Raw genomic sequence first — 21,273 nt, 5'->3', positions numbered from 1 at the left:
CATTCTCCCGTAAACCTTTGCCGGAGTTATCCGATGTCGCTTGTTTACAGACCTGCTCGGGCGGAGGATTTGCCAGCGACCGATGCTCTGGTGGTTGCCAGCATCAATGATCTTACCGTTCGGCACGGCTTCGGCCCGATGGCGGCAGCAAGTCCTCCCAGCTTTCAGATATTTTCGCTCAAGGATGACCCTGATGGCCTGTGGGTCGCAGAAGATGGCGGGGAAATTCTCGGCTTTGCCTGGAGTTGGGTTTGCGGCAATGTCTGGTTCCTCGCCCAACTGTTCGTCGATCCCGCCCGACAAGGCCAAGGCATCGGAAATGAACTATTGGAACGAACCATGGAGCATGCCCGGAAATCGGGGGCGACTGACAAGGCGCTGATTACTTTCACCTTCAATCGTGTCTCGCAGGGCCTCTACATGCGGCACGGCCTCTTTCCCAAGATGCCGATTTACTTTTTCAGTGTGGCACGCGAACGGGTGAGGCAGACGCTGCCGGAACCGCCATTGCGTGCCATCGCGATCGACAACAGCACCGCGACCATGGAAGACCTTGTCGAGATCGATTCGCGTGCCATAGGCGTCTCGCGGGAGAAACACCACCGCTACTTGCTCGACGACCCGGCGACTACGGGGGTTTTGCTCTGCGCCGGCAGCGATCCTGTCGGCTACAGCTATATTGCCTCCAATGGGCACATCGGGCCGCTCGCGGTCACGCGGCCCGACTTTCTTCATGATGCCTTTGCGACTGCGTTGAAGCTGGCGGCAGATGGTTCCGCTGAGAATATATCGGCGTTCCTTCCAGGCACATGCGACAGCGCCTTGAGCCTTGCGGTCAAGCAAGGCATGCGGATCACCTTTCCGATGCTGTTGATGGCTTCGCCCGGCTATGGAGACTGGACGCAGTATCTGCCGCGAAATCCTGGCTTTATGTGATCCGACATCTGCCGGCAGCGCAACGGATTCGATTGCTGGCGGGCAGCTCGCCACCATCATCGTGGCTCGCCGCACGTAGCCCACATCTTGGCTGTGAAGAGCGCGTCAACTCTGCAGCTTACGCTGAGCTTACGCTTTGCCGTCCGCGGGCAAGTCCATGTTGTGCATGACAGCAATTGACCAGACGTCTTGTTCGCGCACGATCACCATGTTGATCAGCCCGTGGCGCTCTGGCCATTCATTCCCTCTCGGATCACGCGCGCCCGTCATGCTCCAGTGAATGTCGAGCGCGACAACATCGGGCCGGATAGGACGAATTTGCGTTTCGGTTGCTTCGAGCTGACTATCCTTGAACATCGTCTCGAATATGGGCCTGTGAAACTGCTCGATCGATGACCGGCCTCTTGCCTTCATTCCAAATACGTTCGTGAAATCAGCATCTTGCGCAAATATCGCGGAAAAGGCCCTGGCATCGTGGCTATTCCATGCGGCGACGAACGCATCAACGATCTGTTGCGCGGCTTGTCCAACGTCAGGATACAGTGACATCTCAAGTCCCCTATCTTAATATGGCTTCCATACTATATGGCAACCGGAATTAATTGGAAATATGGTAACGCCTTACACGCAGTCACTTCTGCTCTATGCCTATCAGGCCTCCGCACACGCGCTCACCGAGACGCTGCACAAGCGCGGCCATCCAGCCATTCGGCCGAAGCATGGCGCAATCTTTGCCAATATTGATGAAGAAGGAACCCGAGCCAGTCTGCTTGCCGAGAGGGCAGGTATGGGCAAGGCCGCGATGGGCGAACTGATTGATGATCTGGAACGCCTTGGCTATGTCGAGCGGGCGCCCGACCCTACGGACAGGCGCGCTAAGCTCGTCACCGCCGGTCCGAAGGCGCGACAGGTGATGCAGATCGTTCACGAATTTAACGACGGGAACGAACGACGATATCGTGAGCTTTTGGGAGAGCAAGCCTATCAGATATTGCGCACCGCCCTGCGGACCATCGCGGCAAAGGATGACATGCAGCCGAGGATGCGTTGAGGCAAAGCAGCAAGGGATGCCGGAAAGTGTGGGCGGTTTTCGGCGGAGTCCCGCTCCAACTACGTGATCGAGATCAGGCTGATTTTGGGCCGATCGGGCTTAAAATCATCTCGATCGAGATTGATGCCCGGCTGTTCCGGAATGATGGAGAAAATGGCGCACCCGAAGAGATTCGAACTCCTGACCCCCAGATTCGTAGTCTGGTGCTCTATCCAGCTGAGCTACGGGTGCGTGGCCGAAACGGAAGGAACCGTTGGCGTGGGCGGTTCTCTAAAGCGTCCTTCCGGGGAATGCAAGTGGATTTGTGAAAAAGATTGCGATTTTCGCTACGAGTATCGCGAAGAGGCTGAAAACGCTCAGTTTTCGTGAAAGCTGCGGCTGCGGTAGTCGTCGAGCGAAACCGGGCGGTCGGGAATTTCGATGCGGAATTGGGTGCCGGCGGCGGGTTTTTCCACCAGCGCGATGGTACCGCCATGGGCAAGCACCAGTTCGCGGGCGATCGCCAGCCCCAAACCGGTGCCGCCGGAGCGGGCGGAGCCGCGGAAGGCAGTGAAGAGGTTTTCCCGCGCCTTCTGCGGCATGCCCGGGCCGGTATCGTCGACGGTGATGCTGACGACGCTGCCAATGCGACGCGCAGACACCGTGATTCGTCGGATGCTGTCGGGCGCGGTCTCGGCAAAGGCGACCAGGGCCTGATGGGCGTTGCGGCAGAGATTGTGGATGATGCGGAACAGTTGCTCGCTGTCGGCATCGACCTCCAGATCCGGGCTCATCTGCACGACGAATTCGATGCCGCTATCAGGGTCGATTGCCAAGATATCGCGCACCTCGTCGATGAGTTCGAGCAGATGCACGCGGCGGCGGCGCGGGGCGGATTCGGAGGTCTGGCCGAAGGACAGCACCTCGGTCGTATAGCCGACGGCGCGGTCGATAGTGCGCAGCAGCTTTGGCGCAAAGCGCTTGACCATCGGGTCGTCGACATCGACCAGGCGGTCGGACATCAGTTGCGCGGCCGACAGGATGTTGCGCATGTCGTGATTGATCTTCGACACGGCGAGACCGAGAGCGGCGAGGTTCTTCTGCTGCTTCAGCGTCTTCTGCAACTGCGACTGCATGGAGGCGAGATGGCGGCCGGCCACGGCCAATTCGTCGCGTCCACCGTCCGGCACCAACACGCGGGCGGGGTCTTCTGGATCATCCGAATAGGTTTGCATGCTGTCGGTCAGGCGCCGGATTGGGCGGATCATCATGCGATTGATGGCAAAGAAGATCAGGGTCGCGGTGAACAGCGAAATCAGGATCGAGACGAAAAGGACACTGCCGGAATAGGCAAGCATGGCGCTGCGCAGCCTTGTGTCCTTCAGCACCACTTCGATGCCGGTGCCGGTGTCGCCGCCAACCGGACCGAAGACGCGGATGATGCGGTTGCCGCCGAACAGCAGCGTGTCCAGCGCATCGCGCATCGCTGTCGGCAGCGAGACGTCGCTCAAATCATATTGCTCGTCGACGGAAGCCGGCATCTCGGCGGTCGCCAACAGCCGCGAGGTGCCGTCCTTGCGCAACACGATGGCACGCGTACCCGTCGCCATCAGCGTTTCCTTCTGAAGCGCGCGGGGCAGTTCGACCGGTTGCAAGCCATCGATGACAATGGCGGCGGCGGCGGCCGTGTTCAGCCGGTCCTCCAGCCAGCGCAAGCGCATGTTGGCGACGGAGGGAACAAAGATCAGCACTTCGGCAAGCAGGATGAAAACGACCGTGAGCATCAGGAGCTTGCCGGAAAGGCCGCCGAAAATGCCAGTGGGGCGGTAGAAACGCGAGTGACCCCGAGCCTCGGCCTTGCTGCCTTCGCCGACGTTGCTGTCTTGCTCACTATCCATTTCGGCTGTCCCGCTTTGTTTCAAAGCGATCTGATGACGACATATCGAAGCAGATAATAGGAGATTGTGACAGTTTTTCCAATCGCCTCTATGGCAGCACGGCGGATTGGTTATGTCAAAAGACAGGAAAGGCGCGTCGCCGCGCCCTTCCGTCAGAACCCGGGCCGGATCAGAATTCCTCCCAGCCCTGCGCTGCCGGTGCTGCTGCCGTAGCGGCACCGCCCGCAAAGGCGCCAGCGACCTTGCCGAGCATTCGGCGTGCCGGCGATGCGACGGGACGATGCGTTTCGGTGCGCGCAGCCACCGGAGCGGAGGTAGCGCCCGTGTCGACCTTGAAGCGGGCAACGAGGCTGACGAGACCATCGGCCTCGGCCGAGAGGCGATGGGTAGCTGCGGAGGTTTCCTCGACCATGGCAGCGTTGCGCTGCGTCACTTCGTCCATCTGATTGACGGCTTTATTCACTTCCGTCAGGCCAGTCGATTGTTCGCGGGCGGCCGTTGCGATCGAATGGATATGATCGTTGATCTTCAAGACCCGCGCCTCAATCGCCGCCAGCGCCTCGCCCGTTGCCTGCACCAGCTTGACGCCCACTTGCACCTGATCGCCCGACTTGCTGATCAGCGCCTTGATATCCTTGGCGGCGGTGGCGGAGCGCTGCGCCAATTCCCGCACTTCCTGGGCGACGACGGCGAAGCCCTTACCGGCTTCACCGGCACGGGCAGCCTCAACGCCGGCATTCAACGCCAGCAGATTGGTCTGGAAGGCGATCTCGTCGATGACGCCGATGATCTGGCTGATCTCGCCGGATGCTTGTTCGATGCGGCCCATGGCCTCGACGGCGTTGCGAACCACCATGCCGGAATGAGCGGCGTTCTCCTTGGCTTCCGTCACCATGACGCTCGCCTCCTGTGCCCGCTCGGTCGAGCTTTGCACAACGGCGGTGATCTGGTCGAGCGCCGCCGAGGTCTCTTCCAGGGCAGCGGCCTGCTGTTCGGTGCGCTTGGAGAGATCGTCGCTGGCGCTGCGCAGTTCGTTGGTATTGGTGTTGATGGAGCCGGTCGTCTCGCGCACTTCGCGCATGGTGCTCTTAAGGGTCGCAAAGGTACTGTTGACGTTCTGCTGCAGCTCGGCGAAGGCACCGTGGAACTCGCCTCGCATCGTCTGGGTCAGATCGCCTTCGGCAAGGCTCGCAAGGACGCGGCGGACCTCGCCGACACCGGTGTCGACACTCGTCAGAAGTTCGTTGATGTTGCCGGCAAAACGATTGAGGTTGACGTCGCCATAATCCTTTTCGATGCGGCGGCTGAAATCGCCGGCCGCGGCAGCGGAAACGACGAGCGACATGCTGGACTGCAGGTCGTCGCTCTTGGCGCGCATCGCGGTCTCCTCGGCATTCATGCGGCGCACGGCATTGCCGTTCTGCTTGAATACGTCGACGGCGGCGGCCATCTCGCCGATTTCGTCGGCGCGTCCGGCAAAAGGAACCTCGATATCGAAATTGCCGTCAGCCACTTGCTTGATGGTCTCGGTCACCTTGCGGATCGGCCGGCTGAGATGCGCGGTGCCAATGTACATGCCGAGGCCGGCGCCGGCGCCGATCCCCGCCACCATCATGCCGAGCACGGCCCACATGACCGTCTGGCGGAAAGCCGTGACCTCGTCATCGACAACATCAAGCGCTGCCTTGTCGGTCTGAACGACCGCATCGATCTCAGCCTGGAATGCCTTGCGATTGGCGCGGTTGGCGTCGTTGTTGCCCTGTTTGTTGGCGGCCTCCGGACTTTCCGCTACACCGAGCCGAGCGGTCTCGGTTCTAAATGTGCGGAATTCCTTCGCGCGATCCTGCAATTTGGTGAATTCGGCTTTCTGCTCTTCGGGGACCAACGGCGACCAGGCGGCAATCACCTTGTCGATCTCGTCAAGATCTTTCATCAATCCGTCGGCGAAGTTCTTGGCATCCTTGGTGGTACTGGAAGCATAGATGCCGCGCGATTCCATCACGACCGCGGTGACGTAGCGGTTCAGGCGCTCGCCCATATAGGCGCGGCTTGACGCAAGCTCATAGGCATCGAGCTGCCCGTCATATTGATCGACCGCATAAAGAGCGGTTGCGCCGATCAAAAGCGCGGCACCAGCCATCACGGATACGAGCAGATTGATTTTACCACGAATCTTCAACGATATGCTCCCTAGAAGCGGAAGACCCCCAAAAAGCCAGGGCTTTTCCCGACATATCTCTAGATATCGACTAAAATCATTAATGTTGTCTTGCGATATCTTTAATATAAATTTCGAAACACTTTCAATGAGCTAGCAAACTCCTAGCAACAACCACGTTTAATATTGGAAACTTATTAGTTAATCCGGTTGCCTGCGACTTTCATCGCGCTCACGCACTGGTTGAGCAAAGTATCTTTTGACGAGAGAAGCCGGATTCTGAGAATCTGCGCCGGTATAATTGACTTCCGGGGCCTTGATCCTTATAAGCCCGCGCACGTCCGGTCATGGAGCCTGCCTTTGCAGGCCAAGCCCGTTCGCCATAATCAACAACGCTCCTTGCTTTTAAAGCAAAGCTCAAGAAGGGCCGCACTCCGCGGTGTTTAAATAAATGAAGCGTACCTATCAACCATCCAAGCTTGTCCGCAAGCGTCGTCACGGTTTCCGTGCGCGCATGGCTACCAAGGGCGGCCGCGCGGTTCTCTCCGCTCGCCGTAACCGCGGTCGCAAGCGTCTTTCGGCCTAAGGGCCGGAATGCCCGATAAGATGGCGGGCGAATTGACGAATGAACGACCCAAAAAGACTGTCGGGCGGCTGAAAAGCCGGCCGCAGTTTCTTGTAGTCCGTGAAGGCGAAAAACGCAGGGGAAGCCTCTTCCTCATTGAAGTGCTGGACCGCAAGCTCACCGACGCCGAACCTCGCGTTGGTTTTACCGTCACCAAAAAACATGGCAACGCGGTCGAACGCAACCGCATGCGGCGCAGGCTGAAAGAAGCCGTGCGGCTTCATGCGGGGTTTGCAATGCAGCCCGGACACGACTATGTGGTTGTCGCGCGGCGCGATGTGCTGACCGCACCTTTCGAGAAACTGGCGAGCGAACTCGTCAGCCGCATCGAAACCAGGCCGAAACACCGGCGGCCGGAAACGGACCGCTCCAGGAAAGTATGATGGAAAACAACCGCAATTACTTCATAGCAATTGCCCTGTCTGTGCTGATTGTTCTCGCCTGGCAGTTTTTCTACATGAACCCGCGTCTCGACGCGCAGCGCCAGGCCGAGCAGGCCGCCAAGCTGCAGCAGCAGACGCAGCAGGCTCAGTCGACGCAGACGCAGACGCAGGCCCCGGCCGCAGGCACCCCCGTGAACGGCTCGTTGCCCGCGAACGACCAGACCGCACCGACGACCCTCAACCGCGATCAATCGGTTGCCAAAACGTCGTCCTCGCGCGTCGCCATCGACACCGCCGCGCTTGCCGGTTCCATCAATCTGGAAGGTGCACGCCTCGACGATCTGCAGCTCAAGACCTATCACGAGACGGTCGACAAGAGCAGCCCGATCATCACGCTGTTCAGCCCGGCCGACACCAAGGACGGCTATTTCACCGAGCTCGGCTATATCGGCAGCGACGCGACCGGCGCCGTTCCAGGCCCCTCGACGATCTGGACCCTTTCCGGCGGCGACAAGCTGACTGAGAAGACGCCGGTGACGCTCTCCTACACCAACGACAAGGGCATCACCTTTACCCGCACCATTTCGGTCGACGATCATTACATGTTCACGATCACCGACAAGGTCGCCAATGCCGGTCAGGCGCCGGTGTCGCTGTCGAGCTATGGCCGCGTGACCCGCTACAACAAGCCGACCACGCCGACGGCCTATGTCCTGCATGAAGGCTTCATCGGCGTCATCGGCGATGACGGGCTGATCGAGACCAAATATACCGCCGCTGAAAAGGAAGCCGTCAATCCTGCGAAGGCGACCGGCGGCTGGCTCGGCATCACGGACAAGTACTGGGCCGCAACGATCGTGCCGCCGCAGTCGACCGCCTACGATGCTCACTTCTCGCATTTCACCGACGGTCAGCCGCGCTACCAGGCCGACTATAAGCAGGATGCCATCACCATCGCTCCTGGCCAGTCGCAGGAACTGAAGAGCCTGGTCTTCGCCGGCGCCAAGGAAGTGCCCGTCATCGACCGCTACGAGACGAGCTATTCGATCCCGCGTTTCGACCGCCTGATCGACTGGGGCTGGTTCTATTTCATCACCAAGCCGATGTTCAAGTTGATGGATTTCTTCTTCCACTTCTTCGGCAATTTCGGTGTCGCGATCCTCTGCACGACCATCGTCGTCAAGGCGCTGTTCTTCCCGCTCGCCAGCAAGCAATATGCCTCGATGGCGAACATGAAGCGCATGCAGCCGAAGATGGAAGAGCTGAAGGCCAAGTTCGGCGACGATCGCATGGGGCTGCAGCAGGCAACGATGCAGCTCTACAAGGAAGAGAAGATCAACCCGATCGCGGGCTGCTGGCCCGTGCTCTTGCAGATCCCGATCTTCTTCTCGCTGTACAAGGTGATCTACATCACCATCGAGATGCGCCACGCGCCGTTCTTTGGCTGGATCCAGGATCTTTCCGCTCCCGATCCGACCTCGATCGTCAACCTGTTCGGCCTGCTGCCGTTCGCCGCTCCGACTATCCTGCATCTCGGCGTCTGGCCGCTGATCATGGGCGTTACCATGTTCCTGCAGATGCGCATGAACCCGACGCCGCCCGACCCGACGCAGGCGATGATCTTCAACTGGATGCCGCTGGTATTCATGTTCATGCTGTCGAGCTTCCCGGCCGGCCTCGTGATCTACTGGGCCTGGAACAACACGCTCTCGGTCATCCAGCAGTCGATCATCATGAAGCGCCATGGCGTGAAAGTGGAACTCTTCGACAATCTGAAGGGCCTGTTCAAACGAAAACCGGCGCCCTCGAAATGACGATACAAGCCCCGCTCCGGCGGGGCTTTTTCGTTATTGGGTGGCAAGTGCCGTCAACTGCGATCGCCGAGAGGGCGAAAGCGTACGAGAAAGCGCCGCGCTGGGGCAGTTTATGCAGTAAAAAGCCGATGCACGTCATACAAGATGGCGCTCTTCTCGTCCGCCATCCCGGCGAACTTCACATCCCGCCGAGAAGTTTGAAAGCGATCAGCCACATGACGCAGGCAATGATTGCCTCGAGAATGCGCCATGATGCCGGCCGCGAAAAGATGGGCTTCAGTCGGGTCGCGCCGTATCCCAGTGAAAAGAAGAACAGGAACGACCCTGTCGTGGCCCCTGCGGCAAACTCCGCCTGATGACCTGGAAAGCGCGTCGCGATCGTTCCGAGAAGCACAACGGTGTCGAGGTAAACGTGAGGATTGAGCCAAGTCAGTGCAAGGCACATGGCCATGGTCTTACCGAAGCTCGCCGAATTGCTCTTCGCCACCGACAGAGCGCCGGTGGATCGCAGCGCGGATAACAGGCTTTTCGCCCCATACCAGACCAAGAACGCGGTCCCGCCGTAGCGCATGAGGGGATCGAGCCATGGCAGCACGTCGACGACCTGCTTTAAACTCGTGACCCCGATCACGATGAGGACAGCGTCCGACAGTGCGCAGGCAAGGCAGACCGCGAAGACGTACTCGTGGCGCAAACCTTGGCGAAGGATGAACGCATTCTGCGCGCCAATGGCGACGATGAGACTTAGCCCCATCGTCATTCCGGTAAAATATGTCGAGAAATCCATGCCGATATTGCCCGCCTCAAAAGCCTCGCGGCTCCATAGACCCGATCGCCGATTTAGGATACTTAAACCTCCTTACACTGATTAAGCGTAGCTTATCCATGATAGACTACCCGGCTCTTCGCGTTCTCTCCGCCGTTGTTCAAACCGGCAGCTTCGAAAAAGCGGCTGCGGTACTGAACGTTTCGCCGTCGGCCATTTCTCAGCGGATCAAGCAACTCGAAGAACGGGTCGGCACTGCGCTCGTCATCAGGGGGACGCCTTGTATCGCCACGGAACAGGGCGACTGGCTTTGCCGGCACATGGAAAACGTCGGCATTCTGGAAAGCGAATTGCTCGAACATCTCCCCTCTCTCAGCGAGCGTGGAAAACCTCAGCAGCGGGTCACGCTTCAGGTCGCGACGAACGCCGATAGTCTTGGAACCTGGTTTCTGGAAGCGACGGCGCGCTTCGCCAACACGTCGGATTATCTTCTCAATATCTCGGTTGATGATCAGGATTACACCGCGGACTGGCTTCAGCGCGGAAGGGTCATTGCTGCCGTCACCAGCATGGAACAACCGATTTCCGGGTGCCGCCGCTATTCCTTGGGTGCTATGCGCTACCATGCCACAGCAAGCCCCGACTTTGTTCGACGGTATTTTCCCCATGGCGTGACACCGGAGGCCATAGCCGTCGCGCCTTCATTGATCTTCAGTCAGAAGGATCGCCTCCAAATCGATTGGCTCCAACGTGTGTTCGGAGTCCACAGTAACGTGCCAACACACTGGTTGCCCTCTACACAAGGCTTCGTCGAAGCCAGCCTGCTGGGGATGGGATGGGGAATGAACCCGGTTCATCTCATTGAAGACCATGTTCGGGCTGGGCGGCTGGTCGAACTGGTGCCGGACACGCCTCTGGATGTGACCCTCTACTGGCAGATTAGCCGTCTCGCCGCAGACCGGCTTGCCCTGCTTACCCAAACCGTTATCGATGTTGCAAAAAGATCGCTTATTCCGTCCTGACGACTGCTTTGGAACGCCAGCCGCCAACGAAGAGCTGACGATCAAAACTTGACTTTCCCAGCCAAAACCCCGAAGCCAGTCAGCCAGTTGAACCGGAAGACCGCGAGCGCATGGCAGATCAGACGATAAAAGACGACAAGCCGCTTTTCGGGCGCCCATGGATCTTCATCCGCGGCGTGCCGGCGATGAAATTCCTGCCGCCCGAGGGGCCGCTGGAAGTGGCTTTCGCCGGGCGCTCGAATGTCGGCAAGTCGTCGCTGATCAATGCGCTGGTCGGCCAGAAGGGTCTGGCACGCACCTCGAATACGCCGGGCCGCACGCAGGAACTCAACTATTTCGTTCCCGACGGTTTTTCCGGCGAAGGAACCGACCTGCCGCCGATGGCCTTGGTGGACATGCCCGGCTACGGCTATGCCGAAGCGCCGAAGGAGCAGGTGGATGCCTGGACGAAACTGGTTTTCGACTATCTGCGCGGAAGGTCGACGCTGAAGCGTGTCTATGTGCTGATCGACAGCCGCCACGGCATCAAGAAAAATGACGAAGAGGTTCTGTCGCTGCTCGACAAGGCCGCGGTTTCCTATCAGATCGTCTTGACCAAAACCGACAAGATCAAGGCTGCGGGCCTGCCGAAGCTGGTGGCCGATACGGCCGAAAAGATCCGCAAGCGCCCCGCCGCCTATCCCGGCATCCTCGCCACCTCCTCGGAGAAGGCCGAGGGCCTACAGGAGTTGCGTCAGGCGATCGGCCTGACGGTCGGCATCGCCGTCTGACAAAAGAGGCCGCCACCCTCGACGTTAGAAAAGTGGCGGCCATGCTGCCGATGGTCGTTACATTTTCGGCAATAACACCTTGTCGACCACGTGGATCACGCCGTTCGACTGCTTAACGTCGGCAATGGTGATGTGAGCGGTGCCGCCGGCCTCGTCGGTCAACGTCAGCTTGCCGCCCATTTCCGTGGCCTTGATCGTGCAGCCGCCGACCGTTTTCAGATCATATTCGCCGCCATTGCCCATCGACATTTTCCTGATGGCGGCGGCCATGTCATCGCCGGCGACGACATGGCAGGTCAGGATCTTCGTCAGCATCGCCTTGTTCTCCGGCTTCAGCAGCGTCTCGACCGTGCCGGGCGGCAGCTTCTTGAAGGCTTCATTGGTGGGCGCAAAGACGGTGAAGGGGCCTTTGCCCTCCAGCGTATCGACAAGGCCGGCGGCCTTGACGGCGGCGACCAGCGTCGTGTGGTCCTTCGAGTTGACGGCATTTTCGATGATGTTCTTGCTGGCGAACATCGGCGCGCCACCGACGGTCGGGTTCTTCGCATAGGCGAGGCCGGTCGCGGCCGAAAGCGTTACGGCCACTGCGGCGATGCGGATTGCGGTCTTCATCATGGCTTGTCCTCTTCCTCTTTTGCCCCGATCACATGGGGTCAGAGCAAGGTACGGAGGCGCCGAAGGAAGAGTTTCAGCCGCGATTCTTTTTTCGGAAGAAAGATGCTTTCAGGGCAAATGGATCGTGCCGGAGGCAATGACATCGCCCGTGGGCTTGCCCGTCGGCGAACCGCCGAAGGGCTCGACGCTGACGGCGATGATCGCGCCTTCCGTCAGCTTACCGTGGATCTCCTGCGGCAGGACGATCTCGCCCTCGCCGGTCTGCGGCAGGACGCCGAGCGCCTCGGCCGGCTCGCTGCCGCGGATCAGCCAGAGTTCCAATGATTTTTCCTGAGGCTGGCCGGCAGCGACCGGCGTCACCTTCAGTCGTCCGCTTGTGACGTCATAATCCGCCAGCAAATTGATGGGGCTGTTCTGTCCGGTAAGAGATGCGGTGAGCTGCCTGCCCGGCTGCGGCTTCGAGACGTTGTTCGTGACGGTGAAAACCAGAACGCCGGCTGCGAGAAACAAGGAACCGAAGGCGACGGACCGCCAGAGCAACAAAGAATTCCAGAGATTGGCGCCGAAAGCGGCTTCTCCAAAAATGCGCCTTTCGATCTTGGGAAAGACGGAGGCGGCCGGCGGGACCATGTCGTAATCGTCGTTGAATCCCGAAAGATTCTGCTCCCAGCGGCTGACGATGGCGGCGAACTGCCGATCGCTGCGCATGCGCCGCTCTACCTTCTGCCGATCCTCCAATGACAACACGCCGAGCACATATTCTCCGGCCAGGACTTCATCTCGGGAGCGACCTCCCTTGCTTTGATCGGGCGTACTCATCTGTCCATGCACTCTCTCAGTCTAATCAGGCTTCGGCGCAGCCAGGTGCGCATGGTATTCAAAGGCACCGCATATTGCTCGGCAAGTTCCTGGTAGCTTAGGCCATCCACATAGGCGCTGCGAACAGCCCGCGCCCGATCAGCTTCCAACTCTTCCATGCACCTGTCAATCCGCCTTCCCTCTCCCTTCACTATTGCCTGCTCTTCGGGTCCAGGTTCGGTATCAGCAAGATCATAGGCCGTATCAATTTCGTCTGCGACAGGTTTTCGGGCACGGATAGCATCGATCGATTGATTGCGCGCAATCGTGGTCAGCCACGGGATCGCCGGCCCTTCCGAGGCGATAAAGCGCTCCGCCCGCTGCCAGATTTTCACATAAACTTCCTGCAAAATCTCCTCGGCGTCCGTTCTATTGCCGAGGATACGCAGACACACGGCATAGAGTTTCGGACTCGTCTTCTTATAGAGCGCGACAAAGGCTTTCTGGTCGCGCATCGCGACCCGGCCGATGAGCGCCTCTATCTCCTCACTCGCCATCCGATCCCCCGATCGCGGCTTATTCAAGATATCTTAGGGGAAAAGCATCGGGCGGCAAGCTCACTCAAAGGATGATAATGGGCGGGGCGCGATATGACGCAGGAAAAACTAATCCTGTCACCATTATTCCCTCTGTCAAAAACTTGAGATAAAAGGCCGCGATCAATTTTACGGGGTGCCCCATGTCCGAATCCCAAAGCGAACTTCAAGCCAGCCTGCTCGCTCAGGCCCTACCCTATATGCAGCGTTATGAAAACAAGACCATCGTGGTGAAATACGGTGGTCATGCCATGGGCAATGCGGAGCTCGGCAAGGCGTTTGCGGCCGATATCGCGCTTCTGAAACAGTCAGGCGTCAACCCGATCGTCGTCCATGGCGGCGGTCCGCAGATCGGCTCCATGCTGACGAAGATGGGCATCGAATCGAAATTCGAAGGCGGCCTGCGCGTGACCGACGCCAAGACCGTCGAGATCGTCGAAATGGTGCTGGCCGGCTCGATCAACAAGGAAATCGTTGCGCTGATCAACCAGACTGGCGAATGGGCGATCGGCCTTTGCGGCAAGGACGGCAACATGGTCTTCGCCGAGAAAGCGCATAAGACCATCAAGGATCCGGATTCCAATATCGAGCGCGTGCTCGATCTCGGCTTTGTCGGCGAAGTGGTCGAAGTCGACCGCACGCTGCTCGACCTCTTGGCAAAGTCGGAAATGATCCCGGTCATCGCGCCGGTCGCTCCCGGCCGCGACGGCGCCACCTACAACATCAATGCCGACACCTTCGCCGGCGCCATCGCCGGCGCGCTCAGCGCCACCCGCCTGCTCTTCTTGACCGACGTTCCGGGCGTGCTCGACAAGCAAGGCCAATTGATCAAGGAACTCTCCGTCGCCCAGGCGCATGCGCTGATTGCCGACGGCACGATTTCCGGCGGTATGATCCCGAAGGTCGAGACCTGCATCGACGCGATCAAGGCAGGTGTCCAGGGCGTCGTCATCCTCAACGGCAAGACTGCCCATTCCGTGCTGCTCGAGATCTTCACCGAACGCGGCGCCGGTACGCTGATTGTCCCTTAAGGAAAAACACGCCCTCCCCAAGTTGGGAAGGCGTGGTTCTCTCATTGTCGGCAACTGCGCGTTCAACCGAAATCAGTAGAGCGCGTGTTTGCGCAGAAAAAGCCAGGATGATCAGGTCTGCTGATAGAGCGCCTCGGCCTCGCTCTTCAGCATTCCCATCACGGTCCTATAGGGCGCGGGGCCGTAGCTGATGCGGCTGACGCCGAGCCTGCCCATGGTGATGTTATCGGGCGTTGTCGGACGCACCATGATGTTGACCGGCAGAGGTGAGCGATCGCAGACGGCTTCGATGAATTCCGCGTCGACGAGCCCCGGCGCGAAAAAGCCGCTGGCGCCGGCCTCGGCAAAAGCGTCGGCGCGGCGGTAAGCTTCCTCCAGCAGAATCTGATGATGGGCCGTATCGCTTTCCTGCAGGAAAAGATCGGTGCGGGCGTTGATGAACAGCGGCATTTCCCGCCGGTCGGCCATCTCCCGGATGGCGCGGATGCGGGCCACCTGCATCTCAATCGGATGAACGCCGCGGCCGCCGACCACTTGATCCTCGAAATTGATGCCGATTGCGCCATGATCCATGATCTTTTCGACATTCGCGGCGACGGCATCCGGCTCTATGGCATAGCCGCCTTCGAAATCGACGGAGACCGGCAGGGGGCTCGTGACCGAAATCAGGCGGGTAATGACCGCCAGCAGCGACAGCGGTATTGCCTCGCCATCGCCGAAACCATTGGCCGCGGCGACCGACCAACTCCCCGTTGCCAGCGCTTTGGCGCCTGCTTCGGTGACTACCTTGGCCGAGCCGGCATCCCAGATATTGAAGAGGATCAGCGGATCGCCCTTCCGATGCAGCCTGGCGAACTCTGCCGCCTTTTCCACCTGACTCATACTATCCCCCTCCTGAAAAACCTCACCGGGCGCATTTGTCCTTGGTAACCGAAGAGGCACAGACTCCTCTCTAGCCGGCAAATAGCGCAGAACCCTAAAAATCAATCGGCAAAACCATAGCCTGCATTAGGATAGCCGACAATGTCTGCGATGTTTCTCATATACGCGGCATATTTTCCTTTTCCTCAGGCAATAGCACATGCCATAAGGCCGCCATGACCCAAACAAGAACGCTGCCTCAACCCGCCGATTTCTCGGATATCCGCGACTGGGTATTCGATCTCGACAACACGCTCTATCCGCATCATGTCGATCTCTTCTCGCAGATCGACAAGAACATGACGGCCTATGTTTCCGCACTCCTCCAGATGGAGCGGGACGAGGCGCGAAAGCTGCAGAAGCAATATTACCTCGAGCATGGCACGACATTGCAGGGGCTGATGATCCATCATCGCATTGACCCCAATGATTTCCTGGAGAAGGCGCATGCGATCGATTATTCGGCACTGATGCCCCAGCCGGAGCTCGCCGCCGCCATCAAGGCGCTGCCGGGCCGCAAATTCATTTTCACCAACGGCAGCGTCAAGCATGCGCAGGCGACCGCCGGCGCGCTCGGCATCCTCGATAACTTCGACGATATTTTCGACATCGTCGCGGCCGACTACGTGCCGAAGCCGGCAGGCAGCACCTACGACAAGTTCATGAGCCTCAATCGGGTGGACACGAAGCGCGCTGCCATGTTCGAGGACCTGCCGCGCAATCTTACCGTGCCGAAAGCGCTCGGCATGAAGACCGTGCTGCTCGTGCCGCAGAATCTCGAAGGCACAGTGGTCGAATGGTGGGAGAAGACGAGCGGCGAGGACGATCATATCGACTATGTGACCGACGATCTGACCGCTTTTCTCAAGACCCTCGTTTAATGGTTTTTTAGGATCGGGTTACGAAAGTTTCATCCGCCTTACCGATGTTTAATTGGTCGTTTTTTGCCTTCAGCCGTATCGTTTGACCATTCTTCAGTACGAAAGGAAAAACGATGAACGGGAAAAAACTTCTTCTGGCAGGACTTTCCGCAACTCTTCTGGTCGGCGCCGCCGTCCAGGCAAGTTTTGCCGCTCCGCAGGCCCATGACGGCATGGGCGGCCCCGGCGGTCGCTGGCATCGCCCGGGCTTTTCGCCGGAAGTCGTCTATGTGCGCATGCTCAAGCAGTTCGATACCAACGGCGACATGAAGATTTCCAAGGACGAGGTCAAGGCCGGCGTCGACAAGATCTTTGACCAGATCGACACGAATAAGGACGGCGAGATCACCCCCGGCGAACTGCGCGCCTATCGCAAGGAGCGCATCAAGGAGTGGAAGGCCGAACGCGCCAAGGGCGCCGAGGATCAAGCTCAAGCCGATCAGGCCAAGGGGGATCAAGGCAAGGGCGACCAGGGCAAGGGCGACCAGGCTCAAGCGGATCAGGCTCCGAGCGGCGACAACCAGTATGCGGGCAAGCATCACGGTCACCACCCGCGCGGCCGCTTCATGCACGAAGCTGCTCTAATGCGCACGAGCCTGTTGTTCCAACGCGTCGATACGGATGAAAACGGCCAGATCAGCAAGCAGGAGGCCGAAGACGCCGCCAACAAGCTCTTCGACCGCATGGACCGCAACCATGACGGCGTGATCTCGCTGGACGACATGCCGAACCGTCCCCTGCTCTGAATGTTCGGTTGGGCACGATCCTATCCGAAAACCGCTTCATAGTTTTCGGGATCATTCCAGGCCATCGTCCCATGCTGAAAAGGCCCGCCCCGCAGACGCGACGGCGGGCCTTTCGTTTCAGTGTCCGTTATCGTGCTCGTAGAAGTCCGCGACGATCTTCCAGGCTTCGTCGGCGGTATCGACGAAGCTGATCAGCTTGACATCGTCAGGCGCGATGGTGCCGAATTCGGCGAGCGCATCGAAATTGATGATTTCGCGCCAGAACTTTTCACCGAACAGGATCAGCGGCAGGCGTTCCATGCGGCCTGTCTGGATGAGTGTCAGGCATTCGAACAGCTCGTCCAGCGTGCCGAAACCGCCCGGGAATACCGCGATCGCCTTGGCGCGCACCATGAAATGCATCTTGCGGATCGCGAAATAGTGGAAATTGAAGCTGAGTTCCGGCGTCACGTAGACATTCGGCGCCTGCTCGTGCGGCAGCACGATGTTGAGGCCGATGGAGGGCGCCCCCTCTTCTGAAGCGCCGCGATTGCCGGCCTCCATGACGCCGGGGCCGCCGCCGGTGACCACGACATATTCATGGAAGTCAAAGCCGGCGGAGTAGCGCGCGCAAAGCCGGGCGAATTTGCGGGCTTCCTCGTAGTAAACGGATGCCGCCTCGAGATTGGCGCGCTGCACATCATTGCGCGCCGCCCAGGCGCTGGTGCCGGGGGCTGGAATACGCGCGCCACCGAACATAACCACTGTTGAGTTGATGCCGCGTTCGGTAAGATACATCTCGGTCTTCAACAGTTCGAGCTGCAGCCGGATCGGCCGCAATTCCTCGCGGCAGAGGAAATCCTCGTCGGCATAGGCGAGCCGATAGGACGGCGACATGGATTGCGGCGTCTTCGGCACGGATTCGGCGCGCTTCTTGTCGGCCGAGCTCGACTTCAGAGGGTCCCATACCCCATCCTTGCGTCTCAGCCTGCCGTTCTTCCCCTTGCTCATCTACTGATGCCTTTCAAATCGATCATGACTGGCGTTCCAACAACTGACAGGAAGACCAAGCTCTTGCATATGCCCTACAATGCCTTGAATCCAAGCTCAATCGGCGCGGAAAAGACATTCCATTTTCGAGACCCATGCTATAGGACCAGTCAACTGCTTCCGGACCATTTCCGGAAATTACGATAGGCACCGACGTTTTAAGGAATTCCCATGAGCGCTACCGATCTCGTTTCTCTCGAAAAGACCCTCGAGGCTGCCTTCGAAAATCGCGATAACGTGAACGCGTCGACGCGCGGCGAAGTTCGCGACGCCGTCGAGACGGCACTCAACCTGCTCGATAGCGGCAAGGTCCGCGTCGCCGAACGTGGTTCCGACGGCAATTGGACGGTCAATCAGTGGCTCAAGAAAGCGGTGCTGCTCTCCTTCCGCCTGAACGACATGCAGATCGTCGACGGCGGCCCCGGCGGCTCGACCTGGTGGGACAAGGTGCCGTCGAAGTTCGAAGGCTGGGGTGAGAACCGCTTCCGCGAGGCCGGCTTCCGCGCCGTGCCGAACGCCGTCGTCCGCCGCTCGGCCTATATCGCCCCGAACGCCATCCTGATGCCTTCCTTCGTCAATCTCGGCGCCTATGTCGGCGAAGGTACCATGGTCGACACCTGGGCGACCGTCGGTTCCTGCGCCCAGATCGGTAAGCATGTACATCTCTCGGGCGGTGTCGGCATCGGCGGCGTGCTGGAGCCGATGCAGGCCGGCCCGACGATCATTGAGGACAACTGCTTCATCGGCGCCCGCTCGGAAGTCGTCGAAGGCTGCATCGTCCGCGAAGGTTCCGTGCTCGGCATGGGCGTCTTCATCGGCAAGTCCACGAAGATCGTCGATCGCGCCACCGGCGAAATCACCTATGGCGAAGTGCCGCCCTACTCCGTCGTCGTCGCCGGCGCGCTGCCGAGCGGCAACACGATGGCGAACGGCCAGCCCGCTCCCAGCCTCTACTGCGCCGTCATCGTCAAGCGCGTCGACGAAAAGACCCGCTCGAAGACTGGCATCAACGAGCTGCTGCGCGACTGATTTACAATTTTTTGGAAGCGCGGTTGTCACATCGCGCTTCCCTTATGCTTGCCGGGTGCGCATGCCTGTGCGATTGCTGCAATCGTGGCAAAGATTTTCGACTCATCGCCGATCCTTTGCCATCGCTTTGCCATTTCTCGCCGGATAAGTTGCCTCCGATGACCGTTACCAATCCCGTCACCAATCTGCAGACCCTCATTCGCTGTGCGTCTGTCACACCCGCCGAAGGCGGCGCACTGACCGCGCTTGCCGATATGCTGCTGCCGCTGGGCTTCAAAGTCGAGCGCATGACGGCGAGCGAGCCGGGAACGCCCGATATCGAAAACCTTTATGCCCGCCTCGGCACAGAGGGTCCGCATCTAATGTTTGCCGGCCATACGGATGTCGTGCCAGTCGGCGATGCCGCATCCTGGAGCCATCCGCCCTTTGCTGCCGAAATCGCTGGTGATGAGCTTTTCGGCCGCGGCGCCGTCGATATGAAGGGTGGCATTGCCTGTTTCGCCGCCGCAGTCGCCCGCCATATCGAGAAACATGGTGCCCCTACCGGCTCCATTTCCTTCCTGATCACCGGTGACGAAGAAGGCCCGGCCATCAACGGTACGGTCAAGCTGTTGCAATGGGCCGCCGAGCGGGGCGAGCAATGGGACGCCTCGCTGGTCGGCGAGCCGACCAATCCCGACCAGCTCGGCGACATGATCAAGATCGGCCGCCGCGGTTCGATATCCGGTTTCATCACGGTTCATGGCGTGCAGGGCCATGCCGCTTATCCGCACCTGGCCGACAATCCGGTGCGCAGCATCGTCAAACTGACCGAAGCGCTGCTCCATCCGCCCTTCGACGCCGGCACCGACAATTTCCAGCCGTCGAACCTCGAAGTGACGACGATCGACGTCGGCAACGCCGCAACCAACGTCATCCCCGCCAAGGCGACGGCTGTTTTCAATATCCGTTTCAACGACACATGGAGCGTCGAGACGCTGAAGGCGGAAATCCTTGCCCGCCTCGATGCCGCCGCAGCAGACCAAACGCTGCGGCCAGGTCGTGAGCCGACTAAATATGACATTGTCTGGTCCGAACGTCCAAGCCAGGTTTTCCTGACGCGCAACAATGCCCTGATCGCTTCGCTATCGTCGGCAATTGAAAATGTCACCGGACGCACACCGAAGCTTTCCACCACCGGCGGCACCTCGGATGCACGCTACATCAAGGATTATTGCCCTGTCGTGGAATTCGGTCTTGTCGGCCAGACCATGCACATGGTCGATGAGCGGGTGGCGCTATCGGATCTCGAAACCCTGACCGAGATCTACGAGACCTTCATCCAGCGCTGGTTTGCGAATGCCGACCTTTAGGGAAGTCCAATACTATCTGGCGGGCCTGTGGCTTTTGATTCGGATGGACGCCCGCGGCTTCCAATATCTCGACATATCAGACCGCGGCATGCTGCGATCCTTCTGGGCGATCCTCTGGAGCCTGCCGCCGATCGGCATTTCATGGCTCTGGTGGCAGCAGGCCTATCTCACCGCCATGCCGCCGGAAACCTCGACCGGCATGGCCTTCTTCTTTCGCCTGGCGCTGGTCGAGGCAGCAAGCTGGCTGGCGCCGCTGATACTGGCCGGCGTGCTACTGATGATCTTTCGTTTCGGCGACAAATTCGCGCCTATCGTCGTGGTGGTCAACTGGCTCGGCTTGCCGACTTCCTATCTCAATTCCCTGCTGATCGCGCTGCTCGCCTTCGTACCCGGTTCCAATGGGCTGGCGGCCATCCTGTGGCTGGCCTTGATGATGGCGATCGTCTTCTCGCTGGCGCGTATCCTCCGAATGATCTGCGGTGCGCATCCGCTTTTCGTCGGCGCACTGACGCTGATACTGCTGATCCCGACCATGCTGCTGACGGATTTTCTCCAGCGCTTCCTCGGCATCTATCCGCCGGGTTGAGTGGTTAGACACCTCTGACAAAGTGGCGGACGAAAGCCGTCATACGTCGTCACGTGCCATCACTGCCGGGCGATGTAGTCGCGGCAATATATTCACGGGTCATGTCTCGATATTTTCAGTTGCGCTGAATACATTCAATATAAACCATATATTAACCGCAATCTTAATGTATCCCCATAGTAGATGGTCATTGACGCATTCCGGTTTATTATAGCTCGTCTGCATGATGCAGCGATAAATTAGAGAGC

Annotated in this window: 22 protein-coding genes and 1 tRNA gene; 13 read left to right on the top strand and 10 right to left on the bottom strand. The window is 59.3% G+C overall.

All coding sequences use genetic code 11. The features are described from left to right. The first annotated feature begins 33 nt into the window (after window positions 1-33). On the top strand, window positions 34-936 hold the full coding sequence (locus tag N2601_RS00430) for a GNAT family N-acetyltransferase (RefSeq protein WP_260303326.1): 903 nt from the start codon (window positions 34-36) through the stop codon (window positions 934-936). A 129-nt stretch (window positions 937-1,065) separates the two neighbouring features. Here N2601_RS00430 and N2601_RS00425 read toward each other — a convergent pair whose 3' ends face one another. Then, window positions 1,066-1,485 carry an SgcJ/EcaC family oxidoreductase gene (locus N2601_RS00425; RefSeq protein ID WP_104821875.1) on the bottom strand — a complete coding sequence of 140 codons (420 nt, stop codon included), beginning with the start codon at window positions 1,483-1,485 and terminating at the stop codon, window positions 1,066-1,068. Window positions 1,486-1,546: 61 nt separating this feature from the next. Between N2601_RS00425 and N2601_RS00420 the strand changes: the two genes are divergently transcribed. Continuing rightward, window positions 1,547-1,987, top strand: a complete 441-nt coding sequence (locus tag N2601_RS00420) for a MarR family winged helix-turn-helix transcriptional regulator (protein WP_260303324.1) — start codon at window positions 1,547-1,549, stop codon at window positions 1,985-1,987. A gap of 154 nt (window positions 1,988-2,141) precedes the next feature. On the opposite strand, the gene N2601_RS00415 is transcribed toward N2601_RS00420, so the two are convergent. The 3 genes from N2601_RS00415 to N2601_RS00405 all read right to left on the bottom strand — a co-directional run bounded on the left by N2601_RS00415 (window position 2,142) and on the right by N2601_RS00405 (window position 6,043). Then, a tRNA-Arg gene (locus N2601_RS00415) sits at window positions 2,142-2,218 on the bottom strand. Window positions 2,219-2,343: 125 nt separating this feature from the next. Continuing rightward, complete coding sequence (locus N2601_RS00410; RefSeq protein WP_104821873.1) at window positions 2,344-3,864, bottom strand: sensor histidine kinase; 1,521 nt, start codon at window positions 3,862-3,864, stop codon at window positions 2,344-2,346. Window positions 3,865-4,033: 169 nt separating this feature from the next. Further along, on the bottom strand, window positions 4,034-6,043 hold the full coding sequence (locus tag N2601_RS00405) for a HAMP domain-containing methyl-accepting chemotaxis protein (RefSeq protein WP_104821872.1): 2,010 nt from the start codon (window positions 6,041-6,043) through the stop codon (window positions 4,034-4,036). Window positions 6,044-6,473: 430 nt separating this feature from the next. Between N2601_RS00405 and rpmH the strand changes: the two genes are divergently transcribed. The 3 genes from rpmH to yidC are packed head-to-tail and all read left to right on the top strand — an operon-like array spanning window position 6,474 to window position 8,844. After that, window positions 6,474-6,608: a 50S ribosomal protein L34 gene (rpmH, locus tag N2601_RS00400; RefSeq protein ID WP_041677194.1), complete on the top strand. Its 135-nt coding sequence runs from the start codon at window positions 6,474-6,476 to the stop codon at window positions 6,606-6,608. 20 nt (window positions 6,609-6,628) lie between these two features. After that, a complete protein-coding gene (gene rnpA / locus N2601_RS00395) occupies window positions 6,629-7,030 on the top strand; it encodes a ribonuclease P protein component (RefSeq protein ID WP_104821871.1) in 402 nt (133 codons plus the stop codon). After that, complete coding sequence (gene yidC, locus N2601_RS00390; RefSeq protein WP_104821870.1) at window positions 7,030-8,844, top strand: membrane protein insertase YidC; 1,815 nt, start codon at window positions 7,030-7,032, stop codon at window positions 8,842-8,844. Before rnpA ends, yidC begins: the two co-directional genes overlap by 1 nt. A 178-nt stretch (window positions 8,845-9,022) precedes the next feature. On the opposite strand, the gene N2601_RS00385 is transcribed toward yidC, so the two are convergent. Continuing rightward, window positions 9,023-9,631: a LysE/ArgO family amino acid transporter gene (locus tag N2601_RS00385; RefSeq protein ID WP_104821869.1), complete on the bottom strand. Its 609-nt coding sequence runs from the start codon at window positions 9,629-9,631 to the stop codon at window positions 9,023-9,025. A gap of 98 nt (window positions 9,632-9,729) precedes the next feature. Between N2601_RS00385 and N2601_RS00380 the strand changes: the two genes are divergently transcribed. Together N2601_RS00380 and yihA are read left to right on the top strand one after the other, a co-directional pair. After that, window positions 9,730-10,632, top strand: a complete 903-nt coding sequence (locus N2601_RS00380) for a LysR family transcriptional regulator ArgP (protein WP_104821868.1) — start codon at window positions 9,730-9,732, stop codon at window positions 10,630-10,632. Between the two features lie 110 nt (window positions 10,633-10,742). After that, window positions 10,743-11,402, top strand: a complete 660-nt coding sequence (yihA, locus tag N2601_RS00375) for a ribosome biogenesis GTP-binding protein YihA/YsxC (RefSeq protein ID WP_104821867.1) — start codon at window positions 10,743-10,745, stop codon at window positions 11,400-11,402. Between the two features lie 57 nt (window positions 11,403-11,459). Here yihA and N2601_RS00370 read toward each other — a convergent pair whose 3' ends face one another. From N2601_RS00370 to N2601_RS00360, 3 genes are all read right to left on the bottom strand, one after another. Next, window positions 11,460-12,017 (bottom strand): fasciclin domain-containing protein, encoded by a 558-nt coding sequence (locus N2601_RS00370; RefSeq protein ID WP_104821866.1) that lies wholly within the window; start codon window positions 12,015-12,017, stop codon window positions 11,460-11,462. A 108-nt stretch (window positions 12,018-12,125) separates the two neighbouring features. Then, the gene (locus N2601_RS00365) at window positions 12,126-12,836 is read right to left on the bottom strand and encodes an anti-sigma factor (RefSeq protein ID WP_104821865.1); all 711 of its coding nucleotides are present in this window, start codon (window positions 12,834-12,836) and stop codon (window positions 12,126-12,128) included. Next, window positions 12,833-13,372 (bottom strand): sigma-70 family RNA polymerase sigma factor, encoded by a 540-nt coding sequence (locus tag N2601_RS00360; RefSeq protein ID WP_104821864.1) that lies wholly within the window; start codon window positions 13,370-13,372, stop codon window positions 12,833-12,835. The genes N2601_RS00365 and N2601_RS00360 overlap by 4 nt, the downstream gene beginning before the upstream one ends. 182 nt (window positions 13,373-13,554) lie before the next feature. On the opposite strand from N2601_RS00360, the gene argB reads away from it, so the two are divergent. Then, the gene (argB, locus tag N2601_RS00355) at window positions 13,555-14,442 is read left to right on the top strand and encodes an acetylglutamate kinase (RefSeq protein ID WP_104821863.1); all 888 of its coding nucleotides are present in this window, start codon (window positions 13,555-13,557) and stop codon (window positions 14,440-14,442) included. Window positions 14,443-14,553: 111 nt separating this feature from the next. On the opposite strand, the gene N2601_RS00350 is transcribed toward argB, so the two are convergent. Further along, window positions 14,554-15,324, bottom strand: coding sequence for an isocitrate lyase/PEP mutase family protein (locus N2601_RS00350; protein WP_104821862.1), 771 nt, complete (start codon window positions 15,322-15,324; stop codon window positions 14,554-14,556). Window positions 15,325-15,539: 215 nt separating this feature from the next. On the opposite strand from N2601_RS00350, the gene N2601_RS00345 reads away from it, so the two are divergent. After that, window positions 15,540-16,244, top strand: coding sequence for a pyrimidine 5'-nucleotidase (locus N2601_RS00345; protein ID WP_260303322.1), 705 nt, complete (start codon window positions 15,540-15,542; stop codon window positions 16,242-16,244). A 113-nt stretch (window positions 16,245-16,357) separates the two neighbouring features. After that, a complete protein-coding gene (locus N2601_RS00340; RefSeq protein WP_260303321.1) occupies window positions 16,358-17,029 on the top strand; it encodes an EF-hand domain-containing protein in 672 nt (223 codons plus the stop codon). A 117-nt stretch (window positions 17,030-17,146) separates the two neighbouring features. Here the strand turns inward: N2601_RS00340 and N2601_RS00335 are convergent, their stop codons facing one another. After that, the gene (locus tag N2601_RS00335; protein WP_104821859.1) at window positions 17,147-18,019 is read right to left on the bottom strand and encodes an LOG family protein; all 873 of its coding nucleotides are present in this window, start codon (window positions 18,017-18,019) and stop codon (window positions 17,147-17,149) included. 210 nt (window positions 18,020-18,229) lie between these two features. Here N2601_RS00335 and dapD point away from each other — a divergent pair, with 210 nt between their 5' ends. From dapD to N2601_RS00320, 3 genes are all read left to right on the top strand, one after another. After that, window positions 18,230-19,087: a 2,3,4,5-tetrahydropyridine-2,6-dicarboxylate N-succinyltransferase gene (dapD, locus tag N2601_RS00330; protein WP_104821858.1), complete on the top strand. Its 858-nt coding sequence runs from the start codon at window positions 18,230-18,232 to the stop codon at window positions 19,085-19,087. A gap of 158 nt (window positions 19,088-19,245) precedes the next feature. After that, window positions 19,246-20,439 (top strand): succinyl-diaminopimelate desuccinylase, encoded by a 1,194-nt coding sequence (gene dapE, locus N2601_RS00325; protein ID WP_104821857.1) that lies wholly within the window; start codon window positions 19,246-19,248, stop codon window positions 20,437-20,439. Further along, window positions 20,426-21,025, top strand: coding sequence for a hypothetical protein (locus N2601_RS00320; protein WP_104821856.1), 600 nt, complete (start codon window positions 20,426-20,428; stop codon window positions 21,023-21,025). The genes dapE and N2601_RS00320 overlap by 14 nt, the downstream gene beginning before the upstream one ends. The last annotated feature ends 248 nt before the right edge of the window (window positions 21,026-21,273 follow it).

This window comes from Rhizobium sp. CB3060 (genome assembly GCF_025200735.1).
GTDB lineage: Bacteria > Pseudomonadota > Alphaproteobacteria > Rhizobiales > Rhizobiaceae > Rhizobium.
Note: the sequence above shows the minus strand (reverse complement) of the source record. Positions and strands in the feature narration are given on the sequence as shown.